Source organism: Methanomassiliicoccales archaeon LGM-DZ1, assembly GCA_030168595.1.
In the GTDB taxonomy this organism is placed as follows: domain Archaea; phylum Thermoplasmatota; class Thermoplasmata; order Methanomassiliicoccales; family Methanomethylophilaceae; genus Methanomethylophilus.
This window is the reverse complement of record CP115556.1, coordinates 1,252,523-1,278,658: the sequence shown is the minus strand read 5'-3', so window position 1 is coordinate 1,278,658 and position 26,136 is coordinate 1,252,523. Positions and strand designations below refer to the sequence as shown.

Here is a 26,136-nt window from a genome sequence, read left to right as displayed (position 1 = left end):
TTCTCGAGTAATGTCATCCTGAGATATCTGTCATAGAGCGGTTTATCTCGGAGGACGGTATGGCTCCGGTCGGAAGGTTCGCATGAGATACTGCACCGAATGCGGGAAGCCGATAGACGAAGAGTATTCGTTCTGCCCCTACTGCGGGGCCATCATCCGCGACGAGAACGGCACCGGCTCGTCTTCCGGGACGGACTCCATTCAGCATACCCAGACAGAAGATTCCGGTTCCCGTCCCGTCACCTTCGGCAAGGTCTTCTGGGCATCTTTCCTGCTGGGCATGGCGATGGGCTTCCTGCTGGGTATCTGGGGCCTCCTGTTCTTCCCGTTCGTGTTCGTCGGCGGGTACGGGCCGCAGAGCAAAACAGCCTCCGCGCTGACCGGCGCTTCGATGGGATGGCTGGTCGGGCTCGGGCTCGACCTCCTGTTCGCCCTCTCGGCCTTCGGATACCTGGACTGAGAGACCGGGCACCGACAGCGCCGGCTGTGATCGTATACGCGAAAGCGATTATCGAAGACAGAAAGTTCAGGCGCATATTGCAGGAATGAAGTTTTTCAGCGCGCACCCAGCGGGCTCCCGGGCTCTTCCCCTTATTTATAATTCAAAGCGATTACAGGCCGATTCGCATGAAAGGCTCCAGAGCTCTGCTCAAAATGCTGGAGGACAGAGGCGTCGAGACGATGTTCGGATACCCGGGAGGTTCCGTCATCCCCATCTACGACGAGATAAGGGAATCTTCGATCAGACATATCCTGGTCAGGCACGAACAGTGCGCCGGCCATGCCGCCGACGGCTTCGCCCGCGCATCGGGGGAGACAGGGGTCTGCCTCTCCACCTCCGGGCCGGGGGCCACCAACATGCTCACCGGGATCGCCACCGCCTACGCGGACTCCGTGCCGATGATCGCCCTCACAGGCCAGGTCGGCTCCAAGGTCCTAGGCTCCGAGGCGTTCCAGGAGGTCGATGCCTATTCGCTCATGATGCCCGTCACCAAGCACAACTTCAGGGTCACGGACGTCAACAGGCTGCCGCATGCCATCGACGAGGCGTGGCAGATCGCCCGCTCCGGAAGGCCCGGGCCGGTCCATATCGACCTCCCGGTCGACCAGATCAACGCCGAGATCGACGAATCGCTCACCGAGCAGCATTACGGCATCAAGGAACCGACGGAGGACCTTTCCGGCATACCCGATGCTGTCAGGTTCATCAGGGAGTCCCAGCGCCCCGTCATCATGGCAGGAGGCGGCGCCATCGGAGCGGGCGCTTCCGAGGAGGTCCGCAGGCTCTCGCGCGCCATCTCCGCGCCCGTCGTCACCCCACTGATGGGCATCGGCATCATACCCAGCTCGGACCCGTACTGCATGGGGGCCCTCGGCATGCACGGGAGGATGTGCGCCCAGGAATCATTCAGCAGCGCCGACCTCGTCATCGCCGTCGGCACCAAGTTCTCGGACAGGACGTACTCGCCCCACACCGCCCCGGCGAAGACCTGCAGGGTCATCCAAATCGACATCGACGCCACCCAGTTCGGGAAGGCGAACAGGGAGGCCGTCAACATCAAGGCCGATGCGAAGAAGGCCCTCGGCCTGATCCTCGATGCCCTGGGAGAGGCTCCGGCCGACCGGGAGCAGTGGAGGAGGATGAACACCGAATGGAAGAAGCGGTGCACCTGCGACTATGACTACTTCACCTCCCCGATCGTCCCGCAGAAGGTCATGAAAGAGCTCAATGCCTTCATCGACGACGATACCATCATCACCACCGACGTCGGGCAGAACCAGATGTGGGCGATGCACTTCCTGGACATCAAGAGGCCCCGCCAGCTGCTGTCCTCCGGGTCGTTCGGGACCATGGGGTTCGGGCTGCCGGCCGCCATAGGCGCCAAGGCCGCCCGCCCAGACTGCAAAGTGGCGGCCGTCGTCGGCGACGGAGGGCTGCAGATGGTCATCCAGGAGCTGGCGACCTCGGTCGCGGAGAAGCTCCCGGTGGTCGTCGTCCTGCTCAACAACGGATGGCTGGGCATGGTCAGGCAGTGGCAGAAGCTGTTCTGGGACAAGCGCTATTCCGAGACCGAGCTGGGGGACGACCCCGACTTCGCGCTGATCGCCAAAGCGTACCGCGCCAAGGGGATCACCGTCGAGCGTGCCGGCGAGGTGCGCGACGCCCTCAAGGAGGCCTTCGACTGCGGGGAGACCTGCGTGGTCGACATACACTGCGACCCGGAGGAGGATGCCCTCCCGATGCTGCCCCCGAACCCGGCCCTGCCGCCGGTCAAAGGGCGCTGCAAGTTCTGAGATAATTCAGCGGGCCGGAAGGCCCGCAACCCCGATCCTGTGACGAACTCCAGGTACACTATTCCTTTTCATCGGTCCCGTCTTCGATGAGGCCGCTGATGAACATGTTGAGAAGGGCCGTTTATTCCAGGTATTTTTCGCGCCTGATATGCCGGGCTGCATCGGCCATATCGGGATTATGTTCTGACCTGTATTTGAAGAACTGTGATTTTGCGGATTATATTCTTTCAATTTAATAACATTCAGAACATTTTGTAATAATGATATAAGGCTGGGTCAGCAGTTTTCCTGTCGGCGCAAATCCCTGCTGATACCAGGCAATAATAAGCCCCGCAAACATACTTATAAAGCGAAGTATAAAGGGACATTCAGAGGAATCATTCATGGAAACAAAAATCTACCATGATGAGGACGCAGACCTCAACGTCCTCAAAGGAAAGAAGATCGCCGTCATCGGATACGGTGCCCAGGGCCGCGCACAGGCCCTCTGCTTCAGGGACTCCGGCCTCGATGTCACCGTCGGCGTCAGGGAGAACGGACCTTCCTGGAAGAAGGCCAAGGAAGACGGAGGAATGACCGTCACCACCATGGACAAGGCCGTCAAGGACGCCGATGTCGTCCTTATCCTCACCCCCGACGAGACCCAGCCCGATGTCTACAAGCAGTACGTCGAGCCCAACCTGAAAGAGGGCGCGGCCCTTGACTTCGCCCACGGTTTCGCCATCACCTACAAGCTGATCGTCCCCCCGAAGAACGTCGACGTCATCATGATGGCGCCCAAGGCCCCCGGAGACGCCGAGAGGCAGCAGTTCGTCGAGGGATTCGGTGTCCCCGCCCTCATCGTCGTCCACCAGGACTTCACCGGCAACGCGAAGAAGATCGCTCTCGCTCTCGCGAAAGGGCTCGGAGCCACCCGCGCAGGGACCTTCGAGGTCGACAACTTCGATTACGAGACCAAATCCGACCTCTTCGGCGAGCAGGCTGTCGAGTGCGGCGGCCTCTCCAAGCTGATCCAGTCCGGATACCAGACCCTTGTCGACAACGGCTTCCCGCCCATCGTCGCTTACTTCGAGTGCGACCATGAGTGCAAGCTCATCATCGACCTCATCACCTCCGGCGGATTCACCTACATGTGGAACGTCTGCTCCAACACCGCCAAGTACGGCGGCCTCACCCGCAGGGACAGGGTCATCAACGACAAGTCCATCGAGGGCATGAAGGAGATCTACCGCGAGATCGACGCCGGCGAGTTCAAGACCGAGTGGAGGCAGGAGTGGGCCAACGGCCTCGTCAACCTCCACAAGATGATGGACGCCGAGTCCAAGAAGGACATCGAGAAGACCGGCGCCATGGTCAGGTCTCTCTTCCAGCGCAAGGCTGCGAAGAACTGATGGCCTTCGGGGGCCGGACCGTGCTGAAACTGCTCATAAGAACAAGGTGCGGGGATTACCCCGCCCTGCTCGACGAGAGCGATATAGGCAGCTCGGTCTGGTTCCTTTCATCTCCTGAGTACAAGGCGGAGGCCAATCAGGTCTCCGGCCTGTACTACTTCGAACTGCCTGCGGACCCTGAGATCAAAGGCGAGGCGGCTACTGTTTTCGACGCAGGCGACATATGCTGGTGGCCGAAGGTCAACGCTATGGTCATCTTCTACGGGCCCACGCCCCTCAGCGGGGACGACGGCAGGCCCGTCTGGAAATACCCGCTTGTGAAGTTCGGTCGCATCGAAGGCGACTGCTCAGGCCTGGAGAATTCCGGCGACAGGCAGAACATCACCCTCATACAGCAGATCTGAACCTGAGACACTGCGATCGGTTTTGAGACCGCTCAGTGAAGATAAGTAAAAACTTTTTTGATTATTTTCGTCTGAATATGGGCTCCCTGCCCTTAACCATCGCCTCATAGCATCTGACAGTGGTCTCCACATCGGCGCCTGCGCGGTGATGGACCCCGAGCGGTATGCAGAGATATTCGGCAACGGTCTCCAGCTTTCCGTTCTCCAGTCCCGGCAGCCCCCACTTGGCGATGTTCTTGGTATCGAAGAAGTCGTTCCCGATGGGCTCGATCCCTTCCCGCAGGCAGGCATCGTGGATGAAGTTCATGTCGAAACTGACGTTGTGCCCCAGGATGGGATCGCCGCCGACGAAATCCTTCAGATCGGGGAGAACCTCGGACGGCAGGGGCGCATCTTCGACATCGGCGTCGGTTATGCCGGTGAGCGACGTGATGAAGGAGCTTACATGTTTATCGGGCCTCACGAACGAGACGAACGCATCATCCATGGCCCCCTCCCTCATGCGGTACGCCGCAATCTCGATGATCGATTCGCGGGCAGGCGAGAGCCCGGTGGTCTCGATATCGATGCAGACGTAGTCGTCGGGATCGATGAGGACGTTCGCCCCGCGCAGCGGGCGGGCCCTGCACACGGAACGGTAGCCGCCTTTCCTCTCGATGAGGGCATCCCACTCGACGGCAGGCCTCACTGTCTCCAGCCCGACCCGCCGCAGAACGAGCACCTCTCGTTGAGCCCGTCGCCGACGAAGTACTTCCCGCACCGCCCGCACCTGAAGAACGCGAAATCCTCGGCCTTCCAGCCGGAACCGCCGCAGAAGGGGCAGGTCTGGTCGATATCATCGCCCATGAAGATCCTGCCGCACCCAGAGCATTTGAAGAAGAACACCTTGTCGGTGCTCCAGCCGTGGGCGCCGCAGTGAGGGCAGTACGAGTGCCATTCGTCGCTGATGAACGTGTTGGCGCAGCTGCTGCATTTGTAGAACCTTACCAATTGAGAGGTCTCCGTTCTAGAGATGCCGAACGAGGATAAAAAGCCGTCCGCCCTCTGTTCATTCCACGATCGTGAGTTCTTTCGGGAAATCGGAGAGACGGCGGCACCCATCCTTCTCGATGAGCACTGTATCCTCGATCCTGACCCCGCCTATGCCCGGGATGTACACGCCCGGCTCCGCCGAGACCACGTTCCCCGCTTTCAGCACCTGCTCCGAGCGGTAGCTGACATAGATGGGCTGGTGGACGTCCATGCCGATGCCGTGGCCGAAGGAGTGGATGAACTTCCCTTTGAACTCGGAAGCATCGATGATCTTCCTGGCCGCGAGGTCGGCGTCCTTGGCGGGAGCGCCGTCGCGGTAGGTATCGATACCGGCCTGCTGGGCCTCCCTCACGACCTCGTACGCCCTCTTCATGATGTCCGGCGGCTCCCCCAGGAAGACGGTGCGGGTCATGTCGGAGCAGTAGCCTCCCCACTTGCATCCGAAGTCGAAGAGAGCTGCATCTCCTTTCTTCAGCCGGTAGTCCGCAGGCATGTAGTGGGGCATGCTCGAGTTGGGGCCGAAGGCGGCTATGGTATCGAAGGCCAGCCCCCTCCCGCCGAGCTCCTGCATCCTGATCTCCATCCTGGTGGCGACCTCGGTCTCGGAGACTCCCTCGGACAGGTACTCCGGGATCTCCCGGGCAACCTGAGAGGATATGTCGCATGCCTTCTGTATGGCGGCGATCTCATCCGCATCCTTGACGGCTACGGTCTCGGCGATGGCCTTCCTGGCGTCCGCCACCTCGAAATCGTTCCCCGAGAGCTTCTTGATCCCCATGACAGTGCTGTAAGGGACGGAGTCGACGTTGAAGCCGACCTTCCTGCAGTCCCCAAGGCAGTCTTTGAAGATCGCCTCGAGCTCGGCGCGGTCATGGAACACGCGGACGTTCCCGGTCCCGGAGCGGGCGGCCTCTTCCTCGAGGATGTTGACGATGACGTCCTGGGAACCGTCCTTCCTGACGACCATGTAGCAGTCCTCGAACACGCCTCCCTTGGGGTTCAGGAGATACTTGTACATCGAATCGATGAAGTTCTCGCCGCCGTTGGCGATCACGATCGCGTCCATGTCCTCGGGCGCGTTCGCCATCAGCCTCTCCGCTCTTGTTGCCATGATTGGCAGATTGCTTAGGCATATAAACGGGGTTGCAAAGTCCGGCCGATGTGCCAGCGCATACGATGATGTGTGCGAATCCAGTATCGGCTAAACGAAGAAGAAACGTATTTTCAGCAGTTTATAACGTATAATCCGGCGCCGAAGGCGCCCGTACGGACCTAGACCGGCAGTTTCCGGGCGTGAGAACAGCTGAGTGAAAATGCGGATGATGCGGCGACTTACCCAACGGAAGCTGGGCCTCGATCAGTCGCAATTATCAGATTATTGTTTGATAATTTAACGAGTTAGTTAAATCATAGTGATGTATTTATTTAGTTAATTAAATTATTATGTATTAACGTTTTTTCAATAGAGGACGTTCTCAATTAAGCAGACTGTACCAGTTTGTCACAGAGCAATATAATGCAGGCAATGGAATAGGGATTGACTTCACCGTCAGAGGGCATTTCAAAGTCTTTGGTCGCAGGAAATGGTTTTGGGACACAACAACTTCGAGATGAGCGATATGAGAAAGATAGCAAAGAAAAGAGATCTTCAGATTTTCCTTTTATTATGCTTCATAATAGCATTCACAGGCAATTTCTATATCTTGATGAATGATTTTGATATTGTACTGTTGATAATAGTTACAATCATCGAAATGGCAGCTGCTCTGGCAGTTTACTTCATTCTGATGAAGTATTGCGCAACGGATGTCGATAAAGATCAGTGATGAAGCCGCAGGTTAAGATCGTTCAGATCGAACCTAAGCAGGATATGGAAAATATACAGTATCCGAGGGCGAACGGATGTCCGCCTGGATACACATACGAGGAATATTCTGCTTCTGATATCAAGGCATTCGGGATGCTGCGATGATGATCGGGAAAGGCTGCAGCCTCCCCGATCATCACAGAAATTTTTCAGATTCCGAACCACTCGTTGCGGCAGATCCTTTTGAGCGCCGCTATGGCCGCGAGGGCGGCAAGGTGCGAGGTCTTGGGGTTGTCGGTCTCAGGGATGTTGTAGGTGTGCGCAACAGCCTTGCCGAACTTCCCTTCGTATTTCAGCTCGTGGGAGTTGGAGGTGGCCTCGGGGTCGCAGACGATGGTGACCTTGGTCCTGTCGAAGCCGATGCCCAGAAGGGAAACGGTAGCAGCGACGTTGATGTTCTTGGGGAAGTACTTGACGGCGTCCCTGGCGGGGCCGGAGTAAACAACGGTCTTCTCCTTGATCTTGTCGACTATGACGCCCTTGTCCAGAAGGTACTGGACGTTCTCCAGGGACTTGGGGCCCTTGGTGGTGATCAGCTCCACGGAGTCGAGGTCGTCCTGGCTGGCGGACCTCAGGCCGTCGACGCCGCAGAGGGCGCCGGTGGGGATGAAGATCTTCGCCTCATGCTCTCTGGCGTTCTGGAACAGCGCCGCCCTGTACTCATCGTCGACGAGGGACCCGACGGACATGATCATGATGTCCACTCCCCTGGCGGCCACGACCGGGGCGATCTGCCTGGCGGCGCTCTGGGACGATGCCTCGATGACCAGGTCGCAGTGATAGAGCTCGTCCTCGACGGAGTCGACCACGATGGCCTTCTTCAGCCCTGCCGCCAGATTGTCGGCGATGTCCTTCCTGATGTCCACAAGGTAGATCCTCTTGACCTCTTCCATCTCGTCAGCGGCCTTGGCCAGCCTGGAGCCGATGGAGCCGCAGCCGACGATTGTTATCCTCATGCTACCGCGATTGACGGGACTTCTTATTAAATATTACCTGGATTCCAGGGTTTCTTCTGCGGAATGCAGAGCCTGTATTGCGTTTTACAGCGTTTTCGCATTGCCGATTCCACGTATTCCGCACCGATGGACACAGATATCTATTCCCTGGGCGATGCGTACGGCATGCAGAGGTACGAGGTCCTCGACCACACGGCCGACCTCATGATACACGCCCGCGGGAAGGACATGGGGGAATGCTATGCGAACCTCGCCTACGGGATGTTCGACCAGATGGTCGACCTCTCGGGGGTCGGGCAGTCCGAGACGAGGCACGTGGAGGTCTCGGGCGAGGATCCGGAGGACGCCCTGTACTCGTTCCTGTCGGAGCTGCTGTTCCTGGAGGACTGCGACGGCCTGATACTGTGCGGTTTCTCGGTGCGCGTCAGCGGAGACGGCCTCAGCATCTCCTGCGACTGCTCGGGCGAGCCCCTCGACCGGTCCCGCATGCGCATACGCACCGAGATCAAGGCGGTGACGTTCCACATGATGGATATCGATCCCGATGCCTGCGAGGCCACCGTCCTCTTCGATGTATGACAGGAAAGCCATTCGGGCGCGCCTTTCTATATACCCGCGGGGAGATTGGGTGGCGATGTTGAAACTGGGATGGTTCTCCACCGGCCGGGGCCCCGGGTCCCGCAACCTCCTGAGATCGGTGGAGCAGGCTATCGGTAGCGGCTACCTCGATGCGGAGATCTCGTTCGTATTCTGCAACTGGGACAACACCGAGGAAGATAATCCCAAGAAGGACCAAAGGGAGCTGTTCTTCGAGGAGGTCAGATCGTACGGGATACCATTGGTCACCGCCTCCTGGAAGAAGTTCATGCCCGACCTCAGGGAAAGGGACGAGAAGGCCTGGGGGAACGAGTACGGGAAGGTGCTGAGGGAAAGCACCGGGAAGTACGGGATGGACCTGGGCATCCTCGCCGGGTACATGCTGTGGATGGACGACGCCACCTGCGATGCGTACGACATGCTGAACCTGCACCCTGCCCTGCCCGACGGCCCCAAAGGGACCTGGCAGGACGTCATCTGGCAGCTGATCGCGTCCGATGCGCGGGAACAGGGCGCCATGATGCACATCTGCACCAGCGAGCATGACCGCGGGGCGGCCATCACCTACTGCCGCTTCCCCATCAGGGGAGAGGGCTGGGACGGCCTCTGGGACGATATGCATGAGAAGCTGAAGGACAGGACCCTGGAGCAGATCCGCGCCGAAGAGGGCACGGACGAGCCGCTCTTCCGCAAGATACGCGAGAACGGGGCGAAGCGCGAGCTGCCGCTGATAACCGAGACGATAAAGCTCTTCGCCGACGGCACCGTGAAGATGAAGGACAAGAGGCTGGTCAGGGACGGGAAGGTCCTGGACGGGCCTTACGACCTCACAGAGGAGGTCGACGGGGCGGTCGGAGATGCCTGACGAGATCAACCCGATGCAGGACATGGGCCTGGTGCACGACAAGCAGCTGATATGCGAGCCCCAGGGGTTCCTGGTCAGGAACGACTGTGCCAGGATGCTCTGCGGGCACTTCATACCCAGAGGAGAGAGGCTGTACGACCTGATCGACAGGTACGACAACATCACCTCCTACGTCCTCAACAGGACGGACGTCGGGCACAGCGCCGACGCCATCCGGATGGTCGCCCCGTTCCTGGTGGCCTTCGGCGCCTCGGATTACCAGGCCGAGAAGTTCTACTCGGAAAACATGAAGCTCATGGCCGACGCCCCGCAGGTCGTCAGCTATTTCCGCGATGTCCTGCCGTCGTTCTACGACTCGTGCATGTACAGCCACGCGGCGGACGCCCTCTGCAGCCTCACCGGGCTGGCCAGGGAATCTGTGGGATGCACCCAGCTGGAGCTGGACAGCGCCGCATCGGACATGTCCTGGGACGAGAGGAGCATGCTCAGGAAGATCGCGGCGGAGATCGCGGACCTGCCCCTCCCCACCACCCGGTACCGGCTCAACGTCCCGATGACGCTCTCGAAGGACGAGGTCGACATGGTAGAGGCCCTGGACGATGTGTTCGTGAGGCGCCTCCAGGGGACCTCGGCGTACGATATGATAAGCGAGATGCCGGCCGTCGGAGCCAACGAGAAGGCGTACGCCCTTCTCGACATCCGGAAAACGACCCAAATCGACATGGACGGCACCGCTTACATCGGCGGGGAGACCATAGATTACCAGGCGCTCGACCTGGTGAAGGACGGCGGGGGCCTGGCCATCGCCTACAACGGATCGGAGTTCGCCGTCCACGGCGCCAACGTATCGGTCATCTCGGAGAGCAGCCTCGCCGGGGCGGTCCTCGTCGAGCAGTTCTACGACACCGGGATCGAAGGAGTCTACGACCTCATCGACCATTGGAACAGGGACGACCTGAAGGCATACACCAGATACCCGGACCCCGGGCTCATGGAGGCCATGCTCAAAGAGCCCGAACTGCCGATGGTCCGCAGGATCACCAAGGACAACGTCACGGAGGTCGCATCCGAGAGCAGCGCCTGCCGCAAGGCGATAATGAGCAGCCTCGGGAATTCCTGAGGCCCGGAGGGCCGGAAGGCCCGCCGGAACCCTGTTTTTTAGTTTCACTCGGCGGAACGCTGAGGCCTGTCCGAGAACGCCGTCCTGACGGCCGCCGACAGGACGACCGCGAGCACGGCCATCGCGATCCCGACGATCAGGAAGGCATCGTCGAACCCCGCCGCATCGATGATGGTGCCTACGACGATGGCCGAGACGAACTGTCCCAGGTTCATGAAGACAGAATAGGCGCCGAGGACCTTCCCTTCCTTCCCGCGCACGGCAAGGGAGGAGATGGAGCCCACGAGGCACGGCACTATGGTGCCCATCCCTATGCCGACGAGCACCACTGCGATGATCGCCAGAACAAGTTCCGACGGGATTAGCAGGAACATCCCGGCCGCATAGAGGATGAACGCTGCGCCCGCGGCCTTCCACAGGGGAAGCCTGATGCCTGCCCTGTTCAGCGCCATCGGCACGACGGAGTTCATGGCCCCCAGAAGAGCCAGTATGGTGCCGCACAGGGCCATGCTCTCGCCCATGTCAACGAGATAGTCGGACATGTTGACGGTCACCACGTAAAGGCAGAACATCGCGGAGAATATCGAGATGTAGCAGAGGGCGATCCTAGCCTTCCTCCTGGGTATGTCCCTTTCGGGCGCATCCGAGGGGCCTGCGCGGCCGCTGCCGGAGACGTTGTAGATTCCGAGGAAGGCGAAGAGCAGGATGGGGACTCCGATCGCGTAGACGAGGAACGGCGACTTCCAGTCGATGTCCGCCAGGAACCCTCCGAGCATCTCGAGGACGATGACGCCCAGGCCCATGAAGACGGCCTGCTGGGTGATCACCTTCGCCCTCTCCGGGCCGGAATAGTACATGCCGATGAGGGCGTTGTCCGCCGTAGCTATGCCGGCGATCCCCACTCCCACCATGAACCTCATGGCCAGGAGCATGCCGATCGAGGTCGCGAAATACCCAGCGATCCCGAACACAGTGAAGATAATAAGCGAGAGGATGAGGGTGAACCTCATGCCCAGCTTATCGGCCATGGTCCCCATGGGGAACCCGAAGCAGGCGACGGCCAGCGCGGGAAGCGTCACGACGAAGGAGGTGAGCAGTTTGCCTGCCCCGAACTCCTCCTCGATCCCGTTCAGCGCGGGGGCCACCGCCGCCGCTCCCATGATGATGAGCATGGAGGCGGTGAGGATAGCATACCTCGACCAGACATTGGGCGTGAATTCCTTCGCGCCCCTGTTCTCTGACATGGAAAAGCAGTCAATATGATTTGTTATTTAATCTTTGATTGTTGGGATCCGGCGCTTCCCGGACCCCGGGGGACGCCCGCGGAGATGCTTCCCGCCCTGCCAATCTATTTAAAAAGAACCTGATAGGCCGGGGCATGGACGGAGCAGAGCTGAGGAGGATGCTGGGAGAGCCGAAGAAGGCGATCCGCTCGCTCGCCTGGGCGCTGCTGTTCTCCTATCTGGTCATCCAGGTGAACCTCTTCGTCGACACCGCCTGGGCCTCCGGGCTCGGCGACAGCGACCTGTCCGCTCTCTCGATGATGGCCCCCGTGTACTGGCTCATCGCCGGGGTGGGGGTGGGACTCGGCGTGGGGGCATCGGCATGTATCTCCTTCCGCATCGGGAAGGACGACATGCGCCGCGCCTCCGCGCTCGCCGAGAACGCAATCGTGCTGGGACTTATCTCCTCGGCGGCGACCGCCCTGATCGTCTGGGTCCTCCTCGATCCGATAATATCGTTCATGGGAGCGGACGATGTCCGCGAGGGATGCAGGGAATACGCCTTCCCGTTCATCGCCCTCGCCGGCGCCATCATCATGAACGGCGTGGTCTCCGGGCTGCTCCGCTCGGAGGGCGCCGGGAAGAGGTCGATAATCATCCTGACAGTGTCGGCCGGGCTCAACATGGTCCTCGACCCCGCGCTCATCTACTGGGCGGGCATGGGGATCTCCGGGGCAGGATGGGCGACATCGATCGGGGCCCTCGCCTCGACCCTGATCGGCCTGTACTGGTACATGGACGGGTCGATGAACGTCAGGATATCGTTCAGGGGATACCGCCCGGACAGGGCGTCGATGTCCGAGCTCATGGGGATCGCCGGGCCGAGGACGACGGAGGCCACCGTCACCAGCGTGACCAACATAATCCAGAGGGTGTTCATCATCATCGCCGGCGGGACCGTCGCCGTCATGATGTACAACGTCCCGTTCAGGTACTGCACCCTCATAGCCGCCGTCTCCGAGGCGATCGGCGCGGCGATGATCCCCGTGTGCTCGGCGGCGATAGGCCAGGGGGACATACCCAAGATGAAGCTGGGCCTCTCGTATTCGGCCAGGATCTCCGCGGCCGTCACGGTCGCCCTGTCCGCAGCGGTTTTCATCCTGGCGGAGCCGCTGATCGGAATATTTACCACGGAGCCGTCGATGGCGGAGCACAGTGACGAGATGGTCTGGGTCCTCAGGATGTTCTGCATCTTCATCCCCTTCGACGGCCTGAGGAAACTGGGCTCCTGCATGCTGCAGGTCCTGAGGCGCTCCAAGATGTCGTCCAGGCTCGTCCTGATCTGGGGCGTCGCGAAACTGGCGGCGTACGCCGCGGTATGCACCGTCTCGTTCCATGCGCTGATAATCGCCTGCGTGGCGGTCTACATCTTCGGAGGCATCCTCATGACCGGGACGGCCCTCTGGATATCCTCCAAGACTGATTACAGGAACGCTCCCGCCGAACCGGGAGGCGCGGACCGATCGGGACGGCAGGGACCGCGATCGAAACAGCATGATGCAGAATTTATGGTGCTCCAGGCGGGATTCGAACCCGAGTCCCGGCCTCGAAAGGGCCGGATGATTGGCCGCTACACTACTGGAGCAGTGCCTGTCCCATGATAGACTCGATTTAAAAATATTTGGGGGTTCTCAGGCCAGCTCCCGGCGCAGGACCCTGGTCCCGTCCTTTCTTATTATTCTATAAACATCAAAGGCAACACTTAATAAGCAGGGCTTCTCATGGCTGGATGATAAAATGGCAGAAGGACCCTTCGAATCGACGGAAGAGGACGTGACCCGCGTCCGCCTCCCCAATATCAAAGAAGGGGAGATGTTCGGCATCGCCGACCAGCTCCTCGGGGCAAGCAAAATAAAGGTCATGTGCGAGGACGGCCAGTCCCGCGTAGGGCGCATCCCCGGCAAGATCAAGAAGAGGATGTGGATCCGCGAGGGGGACCTGCTGATCGTGTCCGTCTGGGATTTCGAGCCCACCAAATGCGACGTCAGGTTCAGGTACACCAAGACCCAGGCGGTCAACCTCAGCAAGAGGAACAAGATCCCGAAGAACCTGGACATATTCTGAGCCCGCATCCGCGGGCCGGCGTGGAGGAGGTTACCGGATGAAGGAATCCTACGAAGAGGAGTACGCCTACCTCGAGAAGCGCATAGATGCCCTCAAGACCGACCGCACCGGCGACGAGCGCCAGACTGAGGCCGAGGTCTTCGACAGGAAGACCCTGATGACGATCTACGGCTTCATGAAGAAGGGGCTGCTGGACAAGGTCCACTACCCCATCTCCACCGGCAAGGAGGGCAACGTGTTCTACTCCACCGATGCCGAGGGCGCTCCCGTCGCCCTCAAGATCTACAGGACCTCCACGTCCACGTTCAAGAAGGTGTCCAGGTACATCGAGGGCGACCCCAGGTTCAGGGGGACCACGGGGAACCGCTGGAAGTTCATCTACGCATGGGCGTCCAAGGAGTTCAAGAACCTCGAGAGGTACTGGGAGGCGGAGCTCCCCGTGCCGGAACCGATAACCTGCCAGCAGAACTGCCTCCTCATGGAGTACATCGGCGACGAGACGGGCGCCTGCCCGCAGCTCAGGAACGCCGAGCTCGACGACCCCGACGGGACCTACGGGGACGTGGTGGACTTCATTGTCGGCGGATGGGCGGACGCCGGGCTGGTCCACGGGGACCTGAGCGAATACAACATACTCATGAGGGACGGCGAGCCGGTCGTCATCGACGTCGGGCAGGCGATGACCGCCGACTGGTTCAACGCAAAGGACCTCCTGCGCCGCGACATCGCCAACATCAACAGGTTCTTCGCCTCCAGAGGGGCGGATGTCATGCCCGCCGAAGAGATCGAGAAAGAATGCGACGAGGCCGCCGCCGAACAGGAGAAGGACGGCGGGGACGAGGAGGAAGACGAATGAGGGAGATCAGGATCCCCGCGGAACGCGTCGGCGCGCTCGTGGGGAAAGGAGGAGCGTCCAAGAGGATGCTAGAGGAGAGGACCGGCATAAAGATAGACGTGGACACCGAAGGGGAGGTCATCATCCACGACGAGGCCGAGGGCATAGAGCCTATCAACGCCCTGAAGATCCTCGACGTCATCCGCGCCGTGGCCAGGGGGTTCAATCCGGACAAGGCCGCCAAGATCCTCGATGACGACGACATGTTCCTGCAGACCATCGACATCAAGGAGGCCGTCGGCGACAGGCAGTCCCAGGTCGAGCGCGCCCGCGGGAGGCTCATCGGGCGCAACGGCCGCACCAGAGAGCTCATCGAGGAGCTGGCGGACGTCTACATGAGCGTCTACGGCAACACTGTGTCGCTGATCGGCAATTCCATATCGCTCCCGGTCGCCAAGACTGCAGTCGAGATGCTCCTGCACGGGAGCGAGCATTCCACGGTGTACCACTATCTCGAATCGCAGCGCCCCAGGCTCCGCATAGCGGAGATGGGCTTCGACATCTGAGGCGATAGCTTGACCGAGGAATGGGCGGAAGAGAACATCGGCAAAGCACGCGAGCTCGCAAAGATGGGCCTCTGCGACCACTGCATAGGAAGGCAGTTCGCCAAGCTGGGCGAGAGGCTCACCGATGAGGAGCGCGGGCGCATGCTGCGCGCCGCCCTGGAGGAGAAGGGCGAGCGCTATGGGAAGGCGGACATCTGCCCCCTGTGCGAGGACATCTTCGATATGGTACCCAGGTTCGCCGGGGCGGTGGCCGAGAAGGTCAACACCGTCCAGTCGGAGAACTTCCTGGTCGGCTGCAGGGTCGACCCGGGGCAGGTCAAGCGCGAGAAGGAGCTGACGGAGAAGCTCGGCCTCTCCGAGACCGCCGAGCCTCTCAAGACCGAGCTCAACAGGGAGATCGGCAAGGCCGCGCTCCCGATGATCAACCGCCGCGTGGAGTTCAAGGAACCGGAGGTCGTCGCCTGCATCGACACGCGCTTCGCCGACGTCACCCTCGACTGCGCCCCGCTGTTCATCGCCGGACGCTACAACAAGTACAGCCGCGAGATCCCCCAGACGAGATGGCCCTGCCGCGTCTGCCACGGGAAGGGCTGCCCCCGCTGCCACGGTTCCGGCAAGATGTACCAGACCTCCGTGCAGGAGGAGATCGGCCGCATAGCCCTGGAGATGGCCGGCGGGAAGGAGGATTTCTTCCACGGCATGGGCAGGGAGGACATCGATGCCCGCATGCTCGGGACCGGGAGGCCGTTCGTACTCGAGATCTCCCAGCCGAAGCGCAGGGACATCGACCTGGACGAACTGGAGAGAAGGGCCAACGAAAGCATACTGGCACAGTATCACGGCCTGCATTTCGTCCCCAGGGCGGAAGTGGCGGAGTACAAGGGGTCCGACCCCGACAAGACCTACCGCGCCAAAGTGGTCTCCGACGGCCCCTATGACCGGGAGAAGGTCATGCAGGTGGTCTCCTCGTTCAAAGACGTGGATCTGGCACAGCGCACTCCCGTGAGGGTCGAGCACCGCCGCGCCGACCTGGTGAGGAACCGCAGGATCTACTGGCTGAAGGCCGATAACTTCACCGACGAGGGCTTCGACCTGGAGCTGAAGACGCAGTCGGGGACCTACGTGAAGGAATTTGTCTCCGGCGACGGGGGGAGGACCGACCCGAACCTGTCGGAACTAGTCGGCGCCAAGCTGACGGTGGACCTCCTGGACGTCATCGAAATAGACTACTGAGCGGCCCGGGTCCCCGCCGTCTTTCCCTTTATTAAGAATAATAGAAGAAAGGTTAATAAACAGGGAGCAGATAGCGCAGTCCTATCTAGGGTTGCTCAGATAGGATTAGGTCAATCCATCGGCGCAGATCCGAAAAATATCAGAGGCAGATCACATGCAGAGATCCAGAGGATTCAGGTCCAAGACCCGCCAGCTTCTCCAGAAGAAGCCCAGGTCCAGGGGACTCTCCCCCATCACCAGGGGATTCCAGACTTTCGAGAACGGAGAGAAGGTCAACATCGTCATCGACCCCTCCATCCACAAGGGCATGCCCCACTCCAGGTTCCAGGGGCTCACCGGAGTCGTCATCGGCTCCAGGGGATCCGCGTACGAGGTCTCCGTGAAGGTCGGCGGGAAAACCAAGACCGTCGTCTCCAGGCCGGAGCATCTCGTCAGGACCGTTCAGTGAATCCGCTGACGGGTCCGCAAAAACATTTTCTCCTTTGATTACAGGTGATGTGGATGGACGGAAAGATAGTTTCGCTTGCTGAAGTAAGGGATATGCTCACTGCTGAGAATGAGAAGAGGGAACTCCTCCCTATGCAGAAGAACGCCCTCTCCCAGGCCGAACTGTGCCACATCTCCAAGGATCAGGCCGACGAGCTCTTCGGCAAACTCCTGGAGCTCGACTTCATCAAGGGCAATGAGCCCCTTGCCATGAAGATCGTCGACATCCTCCCGAAGTACCAGTCCGACGTCAGGGCGCTGTGCTCGAAAGAGCACCTCCCCCGCCCCCTCGACGCGGATATGATCGACCAGGTCCTGAAGACCGTCGAACCCTACTACTGAATTCTTCAGGGGGTGCTTCAATGGAAGATTACGCGTATATATTGGACATCGGAACGATAGCCGGAGGCAGGGACAGGCGCGAGCAGCGCGTGGCCTTCGCTCTCGGAGACACCGATTTCAAGCTTTTCGAGCTCGTCCCGAAGGACAACGCTGTCATCAACATCGGCGACCGCGTGTACATCGGCAAAGAGGCCTCGAAGAGGGACACCATCGACCATGTGAAGAGGAGGATCTCCTTCACAGAGCTGCCCAACATGGCGGCGTCCGAGATAGAGTACGCCGTCGCGGACATCGTGAAGAACAATGAGGCCAGGTTCATCCGCTTCTACAACGAGGCCGGCCCCATCTCGCTCAAGAAGCACCTCCTCGAGGAGCTTCCCGGACTCGGCAAGAAGACCATGAACGCCATCCTCGCCGAGCGCGAGAGCCCCAGGGGCAGCTTCAAGGGATACGAGGACCTCTCCTCCAGGCTCTCCGAGTACCAGAAGGTTCAGTCCTTCAAACCCGAGAAGCCTGTCGTCGCCAGGATCGTGCTCGAGATCGAGGACCCTGAGAGACGCCGCTATCTTTTCGTGCAGAACTCGCAGAAATGACCGAGACGGGGCGTCTCATAAGAGAGACAGGGGTTAGGCCCAGCAAATCCCGCGGGCAGAACTTCCTGACCGACGGGAGAATCGCCGACAGGCATGTGGAGTATGCCTGCATCGGTCCCCACGACCGGGTCCTGGAGGTCGGCCCGGGCCTCGGCATACTGACCCAGCGCCTGGCGGAGAAGACCGACAGCCTCACCTGCATCGAGCTGGATGATAACCTCGCCGATTACATCGAGAAGACCTACGGCGACAGGATCACGCTCATCCGCGGAGACGCCGTCAAGGTTCCTTTCCCGGAGTTCGATGTTTTCGTCAGCAATCTCCCGTACAGCGTTTCCACGCCCATCATCTTCAAGCTCCTGGAACATGACTTCAGGATCGCCGTGGTCATGGTGCAGAAGGAGTTCGCGGAGCGCATGGTGGCCGAGACGGGATCCGTGGACTACTCCCGCCTCACCGTGAACCTCGCCTACCGCGCCGAATGCAGGATGCTGGAGAACGTCCCCAGCAGCCGCTTCAACCCCCGCCCCAAAGTGGACTCCTGCATCGTCTCGATAAGACCCAGGAAGGCGGACTTCGAGGTCGCGGACGAGAAGACGTTCTTCCGTGTCGTCGATGTCTGCTTCGAGCACAGGAGGAAGAAGATCGGCACGTCGCTGAAGGCCACCGGCATGATCTCGTCCTCCGGCGACATCCCCTTCGCGGACGAGAGGATCGAGCGCCTCAGCCCTGCGCAGATAGGGGAGCTCGCCGATGCCGTCTATTCGCTCAGGCCCGGATGACCGGACATCTGGATGCCTCGCGCGCACCCGTTCGCATTATATATTTTCAGGCCTTACCAAGGCACGATTGCCGTGTTCCATATCGATATCGTTCCTGAACCGCAATACATGCGCGAGAAGAACAAGAGAATACAGTGAGCATCAGGCAAACACGAATCATAAGAAGGTTTGATTATGGCCGAGTGGGAAATGAAAGAGCTCCGTGAGCTCAAGATCGGAAGGTACGTTAACATCGATGACTGCCCCTGCAAGATTATCAGCATCACCACCTCCAAGCCCGGAAAGCACGGATCCGCCAAAGCAAGCATCGAGGCGACCGATATCTTCACCGGCCAGAAGAGGTCCATCAACGCGCCTGTCTCCGCGAAGGTGCAGGTCCCTGTCATCGACAAGAGAAAGGGACAGGTCATCTCCATCGATGAGGCCAACAACGAAGTCCAGATCATGGACCTCGAGACCTTCGAGACCTTCAGCATGCCCATCAACCCGGACCATGAGTCGGTCCTCACGGACGGCGCTGAGATCCTGTACATCGTGGCGATGGACAGGATGAAGCTGATGTGAGGGACCGGCATGCCGTACGGGCTCACCTATGCCGATTCGGACGCCGAGTACAACGAGGCCGATGCCGTCATCATAGGTGTGCCCTACGATCATACCGCATCCTTCAAGGCCGGGGCCCGCGAGGCCCCTACGGCCGTGAGGCGCGCCTCCTACAACTTCGAGGAGACGATTTTCTACTGTCTCGGCGATGAGAAGCCGAGGGTTAACGACTACGGGAACTGCGACGATTTCATCCTCCCCGAGGACATGTTCGAGGAGGTCAAGTTCGCGGCCGGGCCGGTCATAAGGGACGGCAAGTTCCCGATAGTCATCGGCGGGGAGCACTCCGCCACCGTGCCGGTCATACAGTCGTTCGAGAAGAACAGCATCGCCCTGATGACCATAGACGCTCACCTTGATTCCAGGGACGAGTACATGGGCACTCCGAACAGCCACGCCTGCGTGACCCGGAGGGCCTCCGAGCACCTGGGCATCGAGAACTGCTGCGCGGTCGGCGTCAGGTCGATCGGGAGGGAGGAGCTCGAAAGGGACGATGTCGTCCCTTACATCACCTCCTTCGACGTCTTCGACCACGGCATCGAATGGGCCGTCAAGAAAGCACTGGACGGCTTCAAGGCGGACAAGGTCTACCTCTCGATAGACATAGACGGCATAGACCCGGCCTACGCTCCCGGGACCGGCACCCCGGAACCGTTCGGCCTCACCCCCAACGACGTGCGGAAGGTCATAAACATCATCGGCGACAGGCTCGCCGGGATGGACGTCATGGAGATCTGCCCCCCTGCAGATCCGTCCGGGATCACCTCGATCCTCGGCGCGAGGCTCATCAACGAAGGCCTCGCTGTCCTCGGAAAATCCCTGAAGCGCTGAGCCTGGGACCTTTTTCACTTCCTGCGGGACTGGCCGGCAGGCGCGGATTCCGACAGGAACTTCTCCGCTTCCTTCATGTACCTGTCCGCATAGGCGGCGGCCTTGGCCTCGTCCCTGGATTCGGCGTAGATCCTGAAGATAGGCTCCGTGCCGGACGGCCTCATGAGGACCCAGCCGTCCCTGAAGAGCACTTTGATTCCATCGGTCTTGTCGATGCGCTCGTCCTGGGAGTACTCGGCCATGTGCTTCAGGAGCTTCTTCTTCATCTGGTTGGGGCAGGAGATCTTGTCCTTGACGGTGTAATAGGTGGGCAGGGAAGCGACCTGCCCGCTGAGCGGTCCGTTCCTGATTATGCACTCGAGCATGCGGACTATGGCCATGGCGCCGTCCCTGCAGTACTGGTTGTCCGGGAAGATCAGCCCTCCGTTCTCCTCCCCGCCCATGACCCCTCCGACCTCCATCATCTTGCGGGCGACGACAGGCGATCCGACGGCGGTCCTGATGACCCGGCCGCCGACAGAAGCGACGGCATCCTCGATGACGGAGGAAGTGGCCACAGGGGTCACGACGACCGAGCCTTCCTTCCTCTGGCACATTGATTTGGACAGCACGGCCAGGGTCTTGTCCCCGGGAACATAGTTCCCGCTCCCGTCCACGAAGACGCACCTGTCCGCATCGCCGTCATGGGCTATGCCCAGGTCCGCCTTGACCTCCGGGACCATCCTGCAGAGGTCCTTCAGGTTGTCCGCGGTAGGCTCAGAGGGATGCCCGGGGAAGGTCCCGTCGGGAGAGGCATTGAGCATGACAGCCCTGACGCCCAGTTTCCTGAGGAGCAGGGGGGATGTGAAGCAGGACGCCCCGTTGGCGCAGTCGATGACGACGGTCAGCTTGGCATCCTGTATCGCCTTGACGTCGGCCCTGGACAGGATGGCGTCCACGTACTCCTCGGCCGCTCCCGGCACCTCCCTGGTCTTGCCCACGGCGTCCCAGGGGACGGTCTCGATCTCCGTGCCGTAGAGGTCCTCTATGGCGTTCTCGGCATCCTTCGATGCCTCGGTGCCGTCGCCGGCTATGACCTTGAGCCCGTTGAACTCCGGGGGATTGTGGGATGCGGTGACGATGACCGCCGCGCTGATGTCCTGATGGCTCTTCACGTAGTATTGGATGGCCGGGGTCGGGAGCATGCCGAGGAGGTCCACGTCGCATCCGACCGACATCAGGCCGGAGGCGACCGCCGCGGTGAGCATATCGGCGGAGAGGCGGGTATCGGTGCCGACGGCCACCCTTCCGGGGAACTCTTTGCCGACGGCCTTGCCTATCTGCAGCGCGAGCGCCGCGTTCATGTCCTCGTTGACTATACCGCGTATCCCGTTGGTCCCGAACATCTTCCCCATTTCAGATCCCTTTCGCAGCCAGCATAATCTGTATGATGTCGACGCAGTCCTTGCCGGCGTCGGCAGCATCTTCGATGCACTCGATGAGCCCGGAAACGATGAGCAGCGCCCTCGTGTCCATCTCTGACAGGTATATGTGCTTCAGGGATGAATAATACATCCCGTCTATCACTCTTTCCTGGTCGCTGACTGCCTCGGCCTGGCGGTTGGCCTCCTTGGGGTCGGAGTCGACTGCTTCGATGGCGGCCGCGATGAACCTAACCTCCTCGGCGAGCTCGGACACCGTGGCGGAGATCTCCTTCCAGACCTCCTGCGGCACCGCGGCGGCCGTTTCCAGGGCCAGCTGCACGCGGATGGCGCCTTCCTTGGTAAGCCCGGCGATCGTCTGGGTCTTCCTCACGTACCTAATCAGGTCCATCCTGGCGCGGGGGTCGATCTCCCCGCGGCTGATGCGGACGCAGAGGCGCTCGCTCACGCGGACTGACTCGTCCTCGGCGAGGATCAGCCTCTCTATCCCCTTCCTTGCCCCTTCGGGGTCCCCGCGGGCCATGCAGTCGAGCACGTTCCTCAGGTCCGAAGCGCAGTCGCATATCGAGAGCGCATGGCCGCGGGCATCCTCCGTGACCGAGCTCTCCTTCCTCTTCCCGAACCAATCCAATAGAGCTTTGTTGCTTTCACTCAAGGCTGATCGCCTCCGATAATCCTTCTTCCGGGACCTGGAACACCTGGGTCATCTCCTTGTTGAAGCTGACGCGCACGATGCTCCCGTCCGCCGGCGGGTCCAGGTTGTCGGACAGGTTGTACTCGACGTTGTCGTCGGTCTCGGTCCTGACCCTGACCCTCCAGTAGGTCCCCATGAACACCGACCCCTGCACCTTGGCGCGGATCCCGTCGTCCGTGGTGTAGACGTTCTCCGGGCGGACCGCGACAACCGCGGCCTCGCCCTCCTGCAGGCTGCTGGGTCCTGCTTTGACAGTTTTCCCGCCCCTCAGGCGGACCTTCGTCCAGCCTTTCATGGTGCGGCTCTCGATGACCCCCGTGAGCAGGTTTATCTCGCCGATGAAATAGGCGGCGAATACCGTCTTGGGGTTCCTGTAGATCTCCAGGGGGCTGCCCGTCTCATGCACCGTGCCCCTCTTCATAAGCACGATGCGGTCGGAGACCGACATGGCCTCCTCCTGGTCGTGGGTGACATGGAGGATGGTGATGCCCAGTTCCTTGACGATCCTGCGGATCTCGTACCTGAGCTCCATCCTGACCCTGGCGTCGAGGGCGGAGAGGGGCTCGTCAAGCATGATTATCTTCGATCCGGACGAGAGGGCGCGGGCTATCGCGACCTTCTGCTTCTCACCTCCGGACAGCTCCTGCGGGAACATGCCGGCGCGGTCGAGCATGCCGACCAGCTTCAGGTACTTCTCCGCCGTCTCCTTTCTCTTTTCCGGGTCCTCGCCGCGCACCCTGGGCCCGTACTCGGCATTCTTCCTGTTGGTCATGTTGGGGAAGAGCGCGATGTTCTGGAACACGTAGCCGACGTCCCTGTCCTCCAAGGGGACGTCCGTGACGTCGCGGCCGTCGATGAGCACCCTCCCCTCGGTGGGCCTCCATATCCCGGATATGACCTTGATCAGGGAGGTCTTCCCGCATCCGCTGGGACCCAGGATCGTGACGTACTCCCCCTCGGCTACGTCCAGGCAGATGTCGCGCACGGCATAGAAGCTGCCGAACCTCATGGAGACGTGCTCCAGGCGGATCTTGGGGACCGGGGCCTCCTGTTCCGGGGCCGGCGCTGCCTGAACCTTCTCGTCAGTCAAGGCGCATCTCCTCCTCCAGGCCTCCCTCGGGCATCGGGAACACCGAGGCCTTCTCAGGCTGCCATGTGATCGTGACCTCCATCCCCGGCGAGTACATCTCGTACCTCCTGCTGGATCTTTGGCTCGAGACGATGCCGAGGCCCTCCACTTCCGTCTCCACCGTGATAGTCGCCCCTTCGTAAAGCACCCTGGCAACCTTCCCCCTGAGGTAGCCGTCGGGCAGGAAGTCGGGCAGGTGCTTGTCCTGGACGTCGGCCTTGGCCCCGACGACCTCCGGGACCGTGGTACCGACCTTGACCGCCACGACCACCTGCGACCCGGGCTCCAGGTCCGTGCTCCTCGCGCGGATGACCGTCCCGGGCATCAGTTCGACCTCCGAGCCCTCCGGGCCGGAGCGGAGAAGCCTGCCGCTGAACACATTCGACCTGCCCAGGAAATTGGCGACGAACGGCGATGCCGGGTTCTGGAAGATGTCCATCGGCGTCCCCACCTGCAGGATCCTCCCCTTGCGTATGATGGCGATGCGGTCGGCCACCTCCATCGCCTCGTCCTGGTCGTGGGTGACATGGACCGCGGTCAGCCCCATGTCCTTGACCATGGATTTCAGCTCCTTCCTGAGCTCGATCCTGAGCCTGGCGTCCAGAGCGCGGAGTGGCTCGTCGAGGAGGAGCACCTTCGAATCCGAGGCGAGCGCACGTGCCAGGGCCGCCCTCTGCTGCTGCCCTCCCGAGAGCTCTCCGGGCATGTTCCCCGCCTTCTTGCTCATGTGCACCATATCGATCATGGACGTGGCGAGCTTCTGGGTGTCCTCATCGGGCCATCCGCGGATCCTCGGGGAGAAGGTCACGTTGTCGTAGACGTTCATGTTCGGGAACAGGGCGTATGTCTGGGACAGCATCGTCGCCCTGCGCTCGCTGATCGGCACCTCGGACATGTCCTTCCCGTCGAAGAGCACGCGCCCGGAATCGGGTTTGGTGAGGCCGCAGATCATCCTGAGCGCGGTGGTCTTCCCCGCGCCGGTCGGGCCGAGGAGGCACAGGTACTCCCCGTCCCTCACCGTGAGGCAGAGGTCGTCCGATGCGGAGACGTCGCCGAACGATTTGCGGATGTGGTCGAGCACGATCTCAGTCATGGCGCGCCTCCTCGCGGCGGCTGAGACGCCTGACCGCCAGCATCAGCAGGAAGCATATCGCGATCAGCACGATGGACGCCATGGCCGCATCGGCATAGCATGACGGGTCGCCGGTCTCCACTCCCTTCTGGACCAGGTTGACGATGTAGATCGGCACGGAATCCACGTCCGGCGCGATGGCGTAGGTGGCGCCGGTCTCCCCGAGGGAACGGGTGAACGCCATTATGGCCCCGGCAATGACGGAGTTCTTTATCATCGGCAGGAGGATCCTGCTGAAGGTCTGGAAGGGCTTGGCGCCCAGGGTCATGGCCGTCTCCTCGTAGGAGGGGTCGACCTCCTCCACGGCGCCGGCGATGTTCCTCACGACCAGCGGATAGGTGAACGATATATGCCCCAGGATGACCAGGAGCATCTCCGGCACCCCGTCCCCGATATCAGTCCAGAACAGGTAAAGCGATACTCCCAGGGCGGTGGTCGGGACTATGAGCGGGACGTTCATCAGGTTGTCCAGGGTCCCGGCCAGCTTCTCCCCCCTGTGCCTGGCTATGTACATGGCCAACGGTATCCCGAAGACCACGTCGAAGGCCACCGCCGCCCCGGCTATCAGGAAGGAATTGGCTATCGACCCGGCCAGCCTGTCCCCGTCTATGTCGCCTGGCTCCGTCAGGTACATGAAGATGTAGAACGACGGTATGAGGACCATCACGAACAGCACCAGCACGGCCAGGCCGTCCTTGATCTTGGGGACCGCGCCGTGGCTGAGCTTCCTCCCCAGCTCCGGGAAGACCTTCTCCCCCGGGATCCCGACCCTCGTGATTATGTACCTCGCGGCCACCAGGAGGGCCAGCGCGATGAGGATCATGATCACGCTGATGAGGATCATCTCCGGGGTGGCCTCGTTCCCGTGCTTGTGGGTCATGATGTACGTCGGGCCGGTGAAGAAGTCGGTCTGATGTCCCAGGATCATGAGGGTGATGTAGGTGCCGCCGGTCTCGGAGAGGGAACGCGCGAAGCAGAGGATGAACCCGGTGACGAGCCCGGCGCGGAAAAGGGGCAGGGTTATGGTGCGCACGGCGGTCCAGCGGCTGGCGCCCAGGGTCATGGCGGCCGTCTCGTAGCTGGTATCGATCTGCTCCAGGATCCCGGAGAGGGAGCGGACGATGTACGGGTACGTGAAGATCACGTGCAGGAGGAACAGGGCGCAGAAGGGGGAGAGATGGAGTCCCAGCCCGGGGATGTCCACGCCCTCGGGGCATCCCCAGAACATGAGGACGCTGAGCCCCAGGACCGCGGTGGGGAAGGCCAGCGGCATGTCCAGGAGGGAATCCAGGAGCCCTTTGCCCCGGAACTCCTTCCTCACCATGATCCAGGCCATCGGGAGCCCGACGATGATGTCGAATATGGTGACGGCGAACGCGAGCCCGAAGGAGTTGCCGACGGCCTCCCAGATCTGGCCCATCTCCGACGCGTCGTTCCAGACGTCGGAGACGCTGTCCCATTGGGTGAGGATCTTGGTTACGACGTATACGGACGGTATCAGGATGATTATGATGAAGACGGCGAGCGCCAGCGAGAACCACGCTCTGCGCGTGCTCTCCTTTTCCGAGGCCTTGTTCACCCTGTCTAGAAAACTCATCGGAGGACGTCCTGCGGG

The 26,136-nt window shown here is 60.9% G+C and carries 30 protein-coding genes and 1 tRNA gene; 18 read left to right on the top strand and 13 right to left on the bottom strand.

Annotation, left to right across the window (positions count from 1 at the left end; genetic code table 11):
* Window positions 1-82: 82 nt before the first annotated feature.
* The 4 genes from O8W32_06260 to O8W32_06245 all read left to right on the top strand — a co-directional run bounded on the left by O8W32_06260 (window position 83) and on the right by O8W32_06245 (window position 4,090).
* The gene (locus tag O8W32_06260; GenBank protein ID WII08773.1) at window positions 83-460 is read left to right on the top strand and encodes a zinc-ribbon domain-containing protein; all 378 of its coding nucleotides are present in this window, start codon (window positions 83-85) and stop codon (window positions 458-460) included.
* A gap of 167 nt (window positions 461-627) precedes the next feature.
* Window positions 628-2,295: a biosynthetic-type acetolactate synthase large subunit gene (ilvB, locus tag O8W32_06255; GenBank protein WII08772.1), complete on the top strand. Its 1,668-nt coding sequence runs from the start codon at window positions 628-630 to the stop codon at window positions 2,293-2,295.
* Between the two features lie 383 nt (window positions 2,296-2,678).
* Window positions 2,679-3,686, top strand: coding sequence for a ketol-acid reductoisomerase (ilvC, locus tag O8W32_06250; GenBank protein WII08771.1), 1,008 nt, complete (start codon window positions 2,679-2,681; stop codon window positions 3,684-3,686).
* A gap of 20 nt (window positions 3,687-3,706) precedes the next feature.
* Window positions 3,707-4,090 carry an AfsR family transcriptional regulator gene (locus tag O8W32_06245; protein WII08770.1) on the top strand — a complete coding sequence of 128 codons (384 nt, stop codon included), beginning with the start codon at window positions 3,707-3,709 and terminating at the stop codon, window positions 4,088-4,090.
* A gap of 61 nt (window positions 4,091-4,151) precedes the next feature.
* Here the strand turns inward: O8W32_06245 and O8W32_06240 are convergent, their stop codons facing one another.
* Genes O8W32_06240 through O8W32_06230 form a run of 3 tightly spaced genes read right to left on the bottom strand, consistent with a single transcriptional unit; the run spans window position 4,152 to window position 6,233 of the window.
* On the bottom strand, window positions 4,152-4,778 hold the full coding sequence (locus O8W32_06240; protein WII08769.1) for a 3'-5' exonuclease: 627 nt from the start codon (window positions 4,776-4,778) through the stop codon (window positions 4,152-4,154).
* The gene (locus O8W32_06235; GenBank protein ID WII08768.1) at window positions 4,775-5,080 is read right to left on the bottom strand and encodes a hypothetical protein; all 306 of its coding nucleotides are present in this window, start codon (window positions 5,078-5,080) and stop codon (window positions 4,775-4,777) included. The genes O8W32_06240 and O8W32_06235 overlap by 4 nt, the downstream gene beginning before the upstream one ends.
* A gap of 58 nt (window positions 5,081-5,138) precedes the next feature.
* Window positions 5,139-6,233: an aminopeptidase P family protein gene (locus tag O8W32_06230; GenBank protein ID WII08767.1), complete on the bottom strand. Its 1,095-nt coding sequence runs from the start codon at window positions 6,231-6,233 to the stop codon at window positions 5,139-5,141.
* Window positions 6,234-6,741: 508 nt separating this feature from the next.
* Between O8W32_06230 and O8W32_06225 the strand changes: the two genes are divergently transcribed.
* Window positions 6,742-6,948, top strand: a complete 207-nt coding sequence (locus O8W32_06225) for a hypothetical protein (GenBank protein ID WII08766.1) — start codon at window positions 6,742-6,744, stop codon at window positions 6,946-6,948.
* A 190-nt stretch (window positions 6,949-7,138) separates the two neighbouring features.
* Here the strand turns inward: O8W32_06225 and O8W32_06220 are convergent, their stop codons facing one another.
* Entirely contained in the window at window positions 7,139-7,945 is an 807-nt protein-coding gene (locus O8W32_06220; GenBank protein WII08765.1) for an aspartate dehydrogenase, read from the bottom strand.
* A 126-nt stretch (window positions 7,946-8,071) separates the two neighbouring features.
* On the opposite strand from O8W32_06220, the gene O8W32_06215 reads away from it, so the two are divergent.
* From O8W32_06215 to O8W32_06205, 3 genes are read left to right on the top strand one after another with little or no spacing between them, the layout of a single operon-like run.
* On the top strand, window positions 8,072-8,524 hold the full coding sequence (locus O8W32_06215) for an archease (GenBank protein WII08764.1): 453 nt from the start codon (window positions 8,072-8,074) through the stop codon (window positions 8,522-8,524).
* Between the two features lie 55 nt (window positions 8,525-8,579).
* Window positions 8,580-9,407 (top strand): formyltransferase family protein, encoded by an 828-nt coding sequence (locus O8W32_06210; protein WII08763.1) that lies wholly within the window; start codon window positions 8,580-8,582, stop codon window positions 9,405-9,407.
* The gene (locus tag O8W32_06205; GenBank protein WII08762.1) at window positions 9,400-10,527 is read left to right on the top strand and encodes a hypothetical protein; all 1,128 of its coding nucleotides are present in this window, start codon (window positions 9,400-9,402) and stop codon (window positions 10,525-10,527) included. The genes O8W32_06210 and O8W32_06205 overlap by 8 nt, the downstream gene beginning before the upstream one ends.
* Before the next feature lie 44 nt (window positions 10,528-10,571).
* On the opposite strand, the gene O8W32_06200 is transcribed toward O8W32_06205, so the two are convergent.
* From O8W32_06200 to O8W32_06185, 4 genes are all read right to left on the bottom strand, one after another.
* Window positions 10,572-11,771 carry an MFS transporter gene (locus O8W32_06200; GenBank protein ID WII08761.1) on the bottom strand — a complete coding sequence of 400 codons (1,200 nt, stop codon included), beginning with the start codon at window positions 11,769-11,771 and terminating at the stop codon, window positions 10,572-10,574.
* A gap of 214 nt (window positions 11,772-11,985) precedes the next feature.
* Window positions 11,986-12,435 (bottom strand): hypothetical protein, encoded by a 450-nt coding sequence (locus O8W32_06195; GenBank protein WII08760.1) that lies wholly within the window; start codon window positions 12,433-12,435, stop codon window positions 11,986-11,988.
* 21 nt (window positions 12,436-12,456) lie between these two features.
* A complete protein-coding gene (locus tag O8W32_06190; GenBank protein ID WII08759.1) occupies window positions 12,457-13,134 on the bottom strand; it encodes a hypothetical protein in 678 nt (225 codons plus the stop codon).
* A 185-nt stretch (window positions 13,135-13,319) separates the two neighbouring features.
* Window positions 13,320-13,395, bottom strand: a tRNA-Glu gene (locus O8W32_06185).
* 152 nt (window positions 13,396-13,547) lie between these two features.
* Between O8W32_06185 and eif1A the strand changes: the two genes are divergently transcribed.
* The 10 genes from eif1A (at window position 13,548) to speB (ending at window position 20,145) form a co-directional block, all read left to right on the top strand.
* Entirely contained in the window at window positions 13,548-13,874 is a 327-nt protein-coding gene (gene eif1A / locus O8W32_06180; GenBank protein WII08758.1) for a translation initiation factor eIF-1A, read from the top strand.
* Window positions 13,875-13,911: 37 nt separating this feature from the next.
* Window positions 13,912-14,730: a serine protein kinase RIO gene (locus O8W32_06175; protein WII08757.1), complete on the top strand. Its 819-nt coding sequence runs from the start codon at window positions 13,912-13,914 to the stop codon at window positions 14,728-14,730.
* A complete protein-coding gene (locus O8W32_06170; protein WII08756.1) occupies window positions 14,727-15,275 on the top strand; it encodes a KH domain-containing protein in 549 nt (182 codons plus the stop codon). Before O8W32_06175 ends, O8W32_06170 begins: the two co-directional genes overlap by 4 nt.
* Window positions 15,276-15,284: 9 nt before the next feature.
* The gene (locus O8W32_06165; protein ID WII08755.1) at window positions 15,285-16,508 is read left to right on the top strand and encodes a tRNA pseudouridine(54/55) synthase Pus10; all 1,224 of its coding nucleotides are present in this window, start codon (window positions 15,285-15,287) and stop codon (window positions 16,506-16,508) included.
* 154 nt (window positions 16,509-16,662) lie between these two features.
* Entirely contained in the window at window positions 16,663-16,956 is a 294-nt protein-coding gene (locus O8W32_06160) for a 50S ribosomal protein L21e (protein ID WII08754.1), read from the top strand.
* 53 nt (window positions 16,957-17,009) lie between these two features.
* Window positions 17,010-17,336: a hypothetical protein gene (locus O8W32_06155; GenBank protein WII08753.1), complete on the top strand. Its 327-nt coding sequence runs from the start codon at window positions 17,010-17,012 to the stop codon at window positions 17,334-17,336.
* 20 nt (window positions 17,337-17,356) lie between these two features.
* On the top strand, window positions 17,357-17,929 hold the full coding sequence (locus O8W32_06150; protein WII08752.1) for a DUF655 domain-containing protein: 573 nt from the start codon (window positions 17,357-17,359) through the stop codon (window positions 17,927-17,929).
* Entirely contained in the window at window positions 17,926-18,711 is a 786-nt protein-coding gene (gene rsmA, locus O8W32_06145) for a 16S rRNA (adenine(1518)-N(6)/adenine(1519)-N(6))-dimethyltransferase RsmA (protein ID WII08751.1), read from the top strand. Before O8W32_06150 ends, rsmA begins: the two co-directional genes overlap by 4 nt.
* A gap of 174 nt (window positions 18,712-18,885) precedes the next feature.
* Window positions 18,886-19,275: a translation initiation factor IF-5A gene (locus tag O8W32_06140; protein ID WII08750.1), complete on the top strand. Its 390-nt coding sequence runs from the start codon at window positions 18,886-18,888 to the stop codon at window positions 19,273-19,275.
* A 9-nt stretch (window positions 19,276-19,284) separates the two neighbouring features.
* Window positions 19,285-20,145, top strand: coding sequence for an agmatinase (gene speB, locus O8W32_06135; GenBank protein ID WII08749.1), 861 nt, complete (start codon window positions 19,285-19,287; stop codon window positions 20,143-20,145).
* 14 nt (window positions 20,146-20,159) lie between these two features.
* Here the strand turns inward: speB and glmM are convergent, their stop codons facing one another.
* From glmM to O8W32_06110, 5 genes are read right to left on the bottom strand one after another with little or no spacing between them, the layout of a single operon-like run.
* Window positions 20,160-21,539, bottom strand: a complete 1,380-nt coding sequence (gene glmM / locus O8W32_06130; GenBank protein ID WII08748.1) for a phosphoglucosamine mutase — start codon at window positions 21,537-21,539, stop codon at window positions 20,160-20,162.
* A 1-nt stretch (window position 21,540) separates the two neighbouring features.
* Entirely contained in the window at window positions 21,541-22,221 is a 681-nt protein-coding gene (locus tag O8W32_06125; protein WII08747.1) for a DUF47 family protein, read from the bottom strand.
* Window positions 22,214-23,350 carry an ABC transporter ATP-binding protein gene (locus O8W32_06120; GenBank protein WII08746.1) on the bottom strand — a complete coding sequence of 379 codons (1,137 nt, stop codon included), beginning with the start codon at window positions 23,348-23,350 and terminating at the stop codon, window positions 22,214-22,216. Before O8W32_06120 ends, O8W32_06125 begins: the two co-directional genes overlap by 8 nt.
* Window positions 23,343-24,482 carry an ABC transporter ATP-binding protein gene (locus O8W32_06115; protein ID WII08745.1) on the bottom strand — a complete coding sequence of 380 codons (1,140 nt, stop codon included), beginning with the start codon at window positions 24,480-24,482 and terminating at the stop codon, window positions 23,343-23,345. The genes O8W32_06120 and O8W32_06115 overlap by 8 nt, the downstream gene beginning before the upstream one ends.
* On the bottom strand, window positions 24,475-26,118 hold the full coding sequence (locus O8W32_06110; protein ID WII08744.1) for an iron ABC transporter permease: 1,644 nt from the start codon (window positions 26,116-26,118) through the stop codon (window positions 24,475-24,477). Before O8W32_06110 ends, O8W32_06115 begins: the two co-directional genes overlap by 8 nt.
* Between the last annotated feature and the right edge of the window lie 18 nt (window positions 26,119-26,136).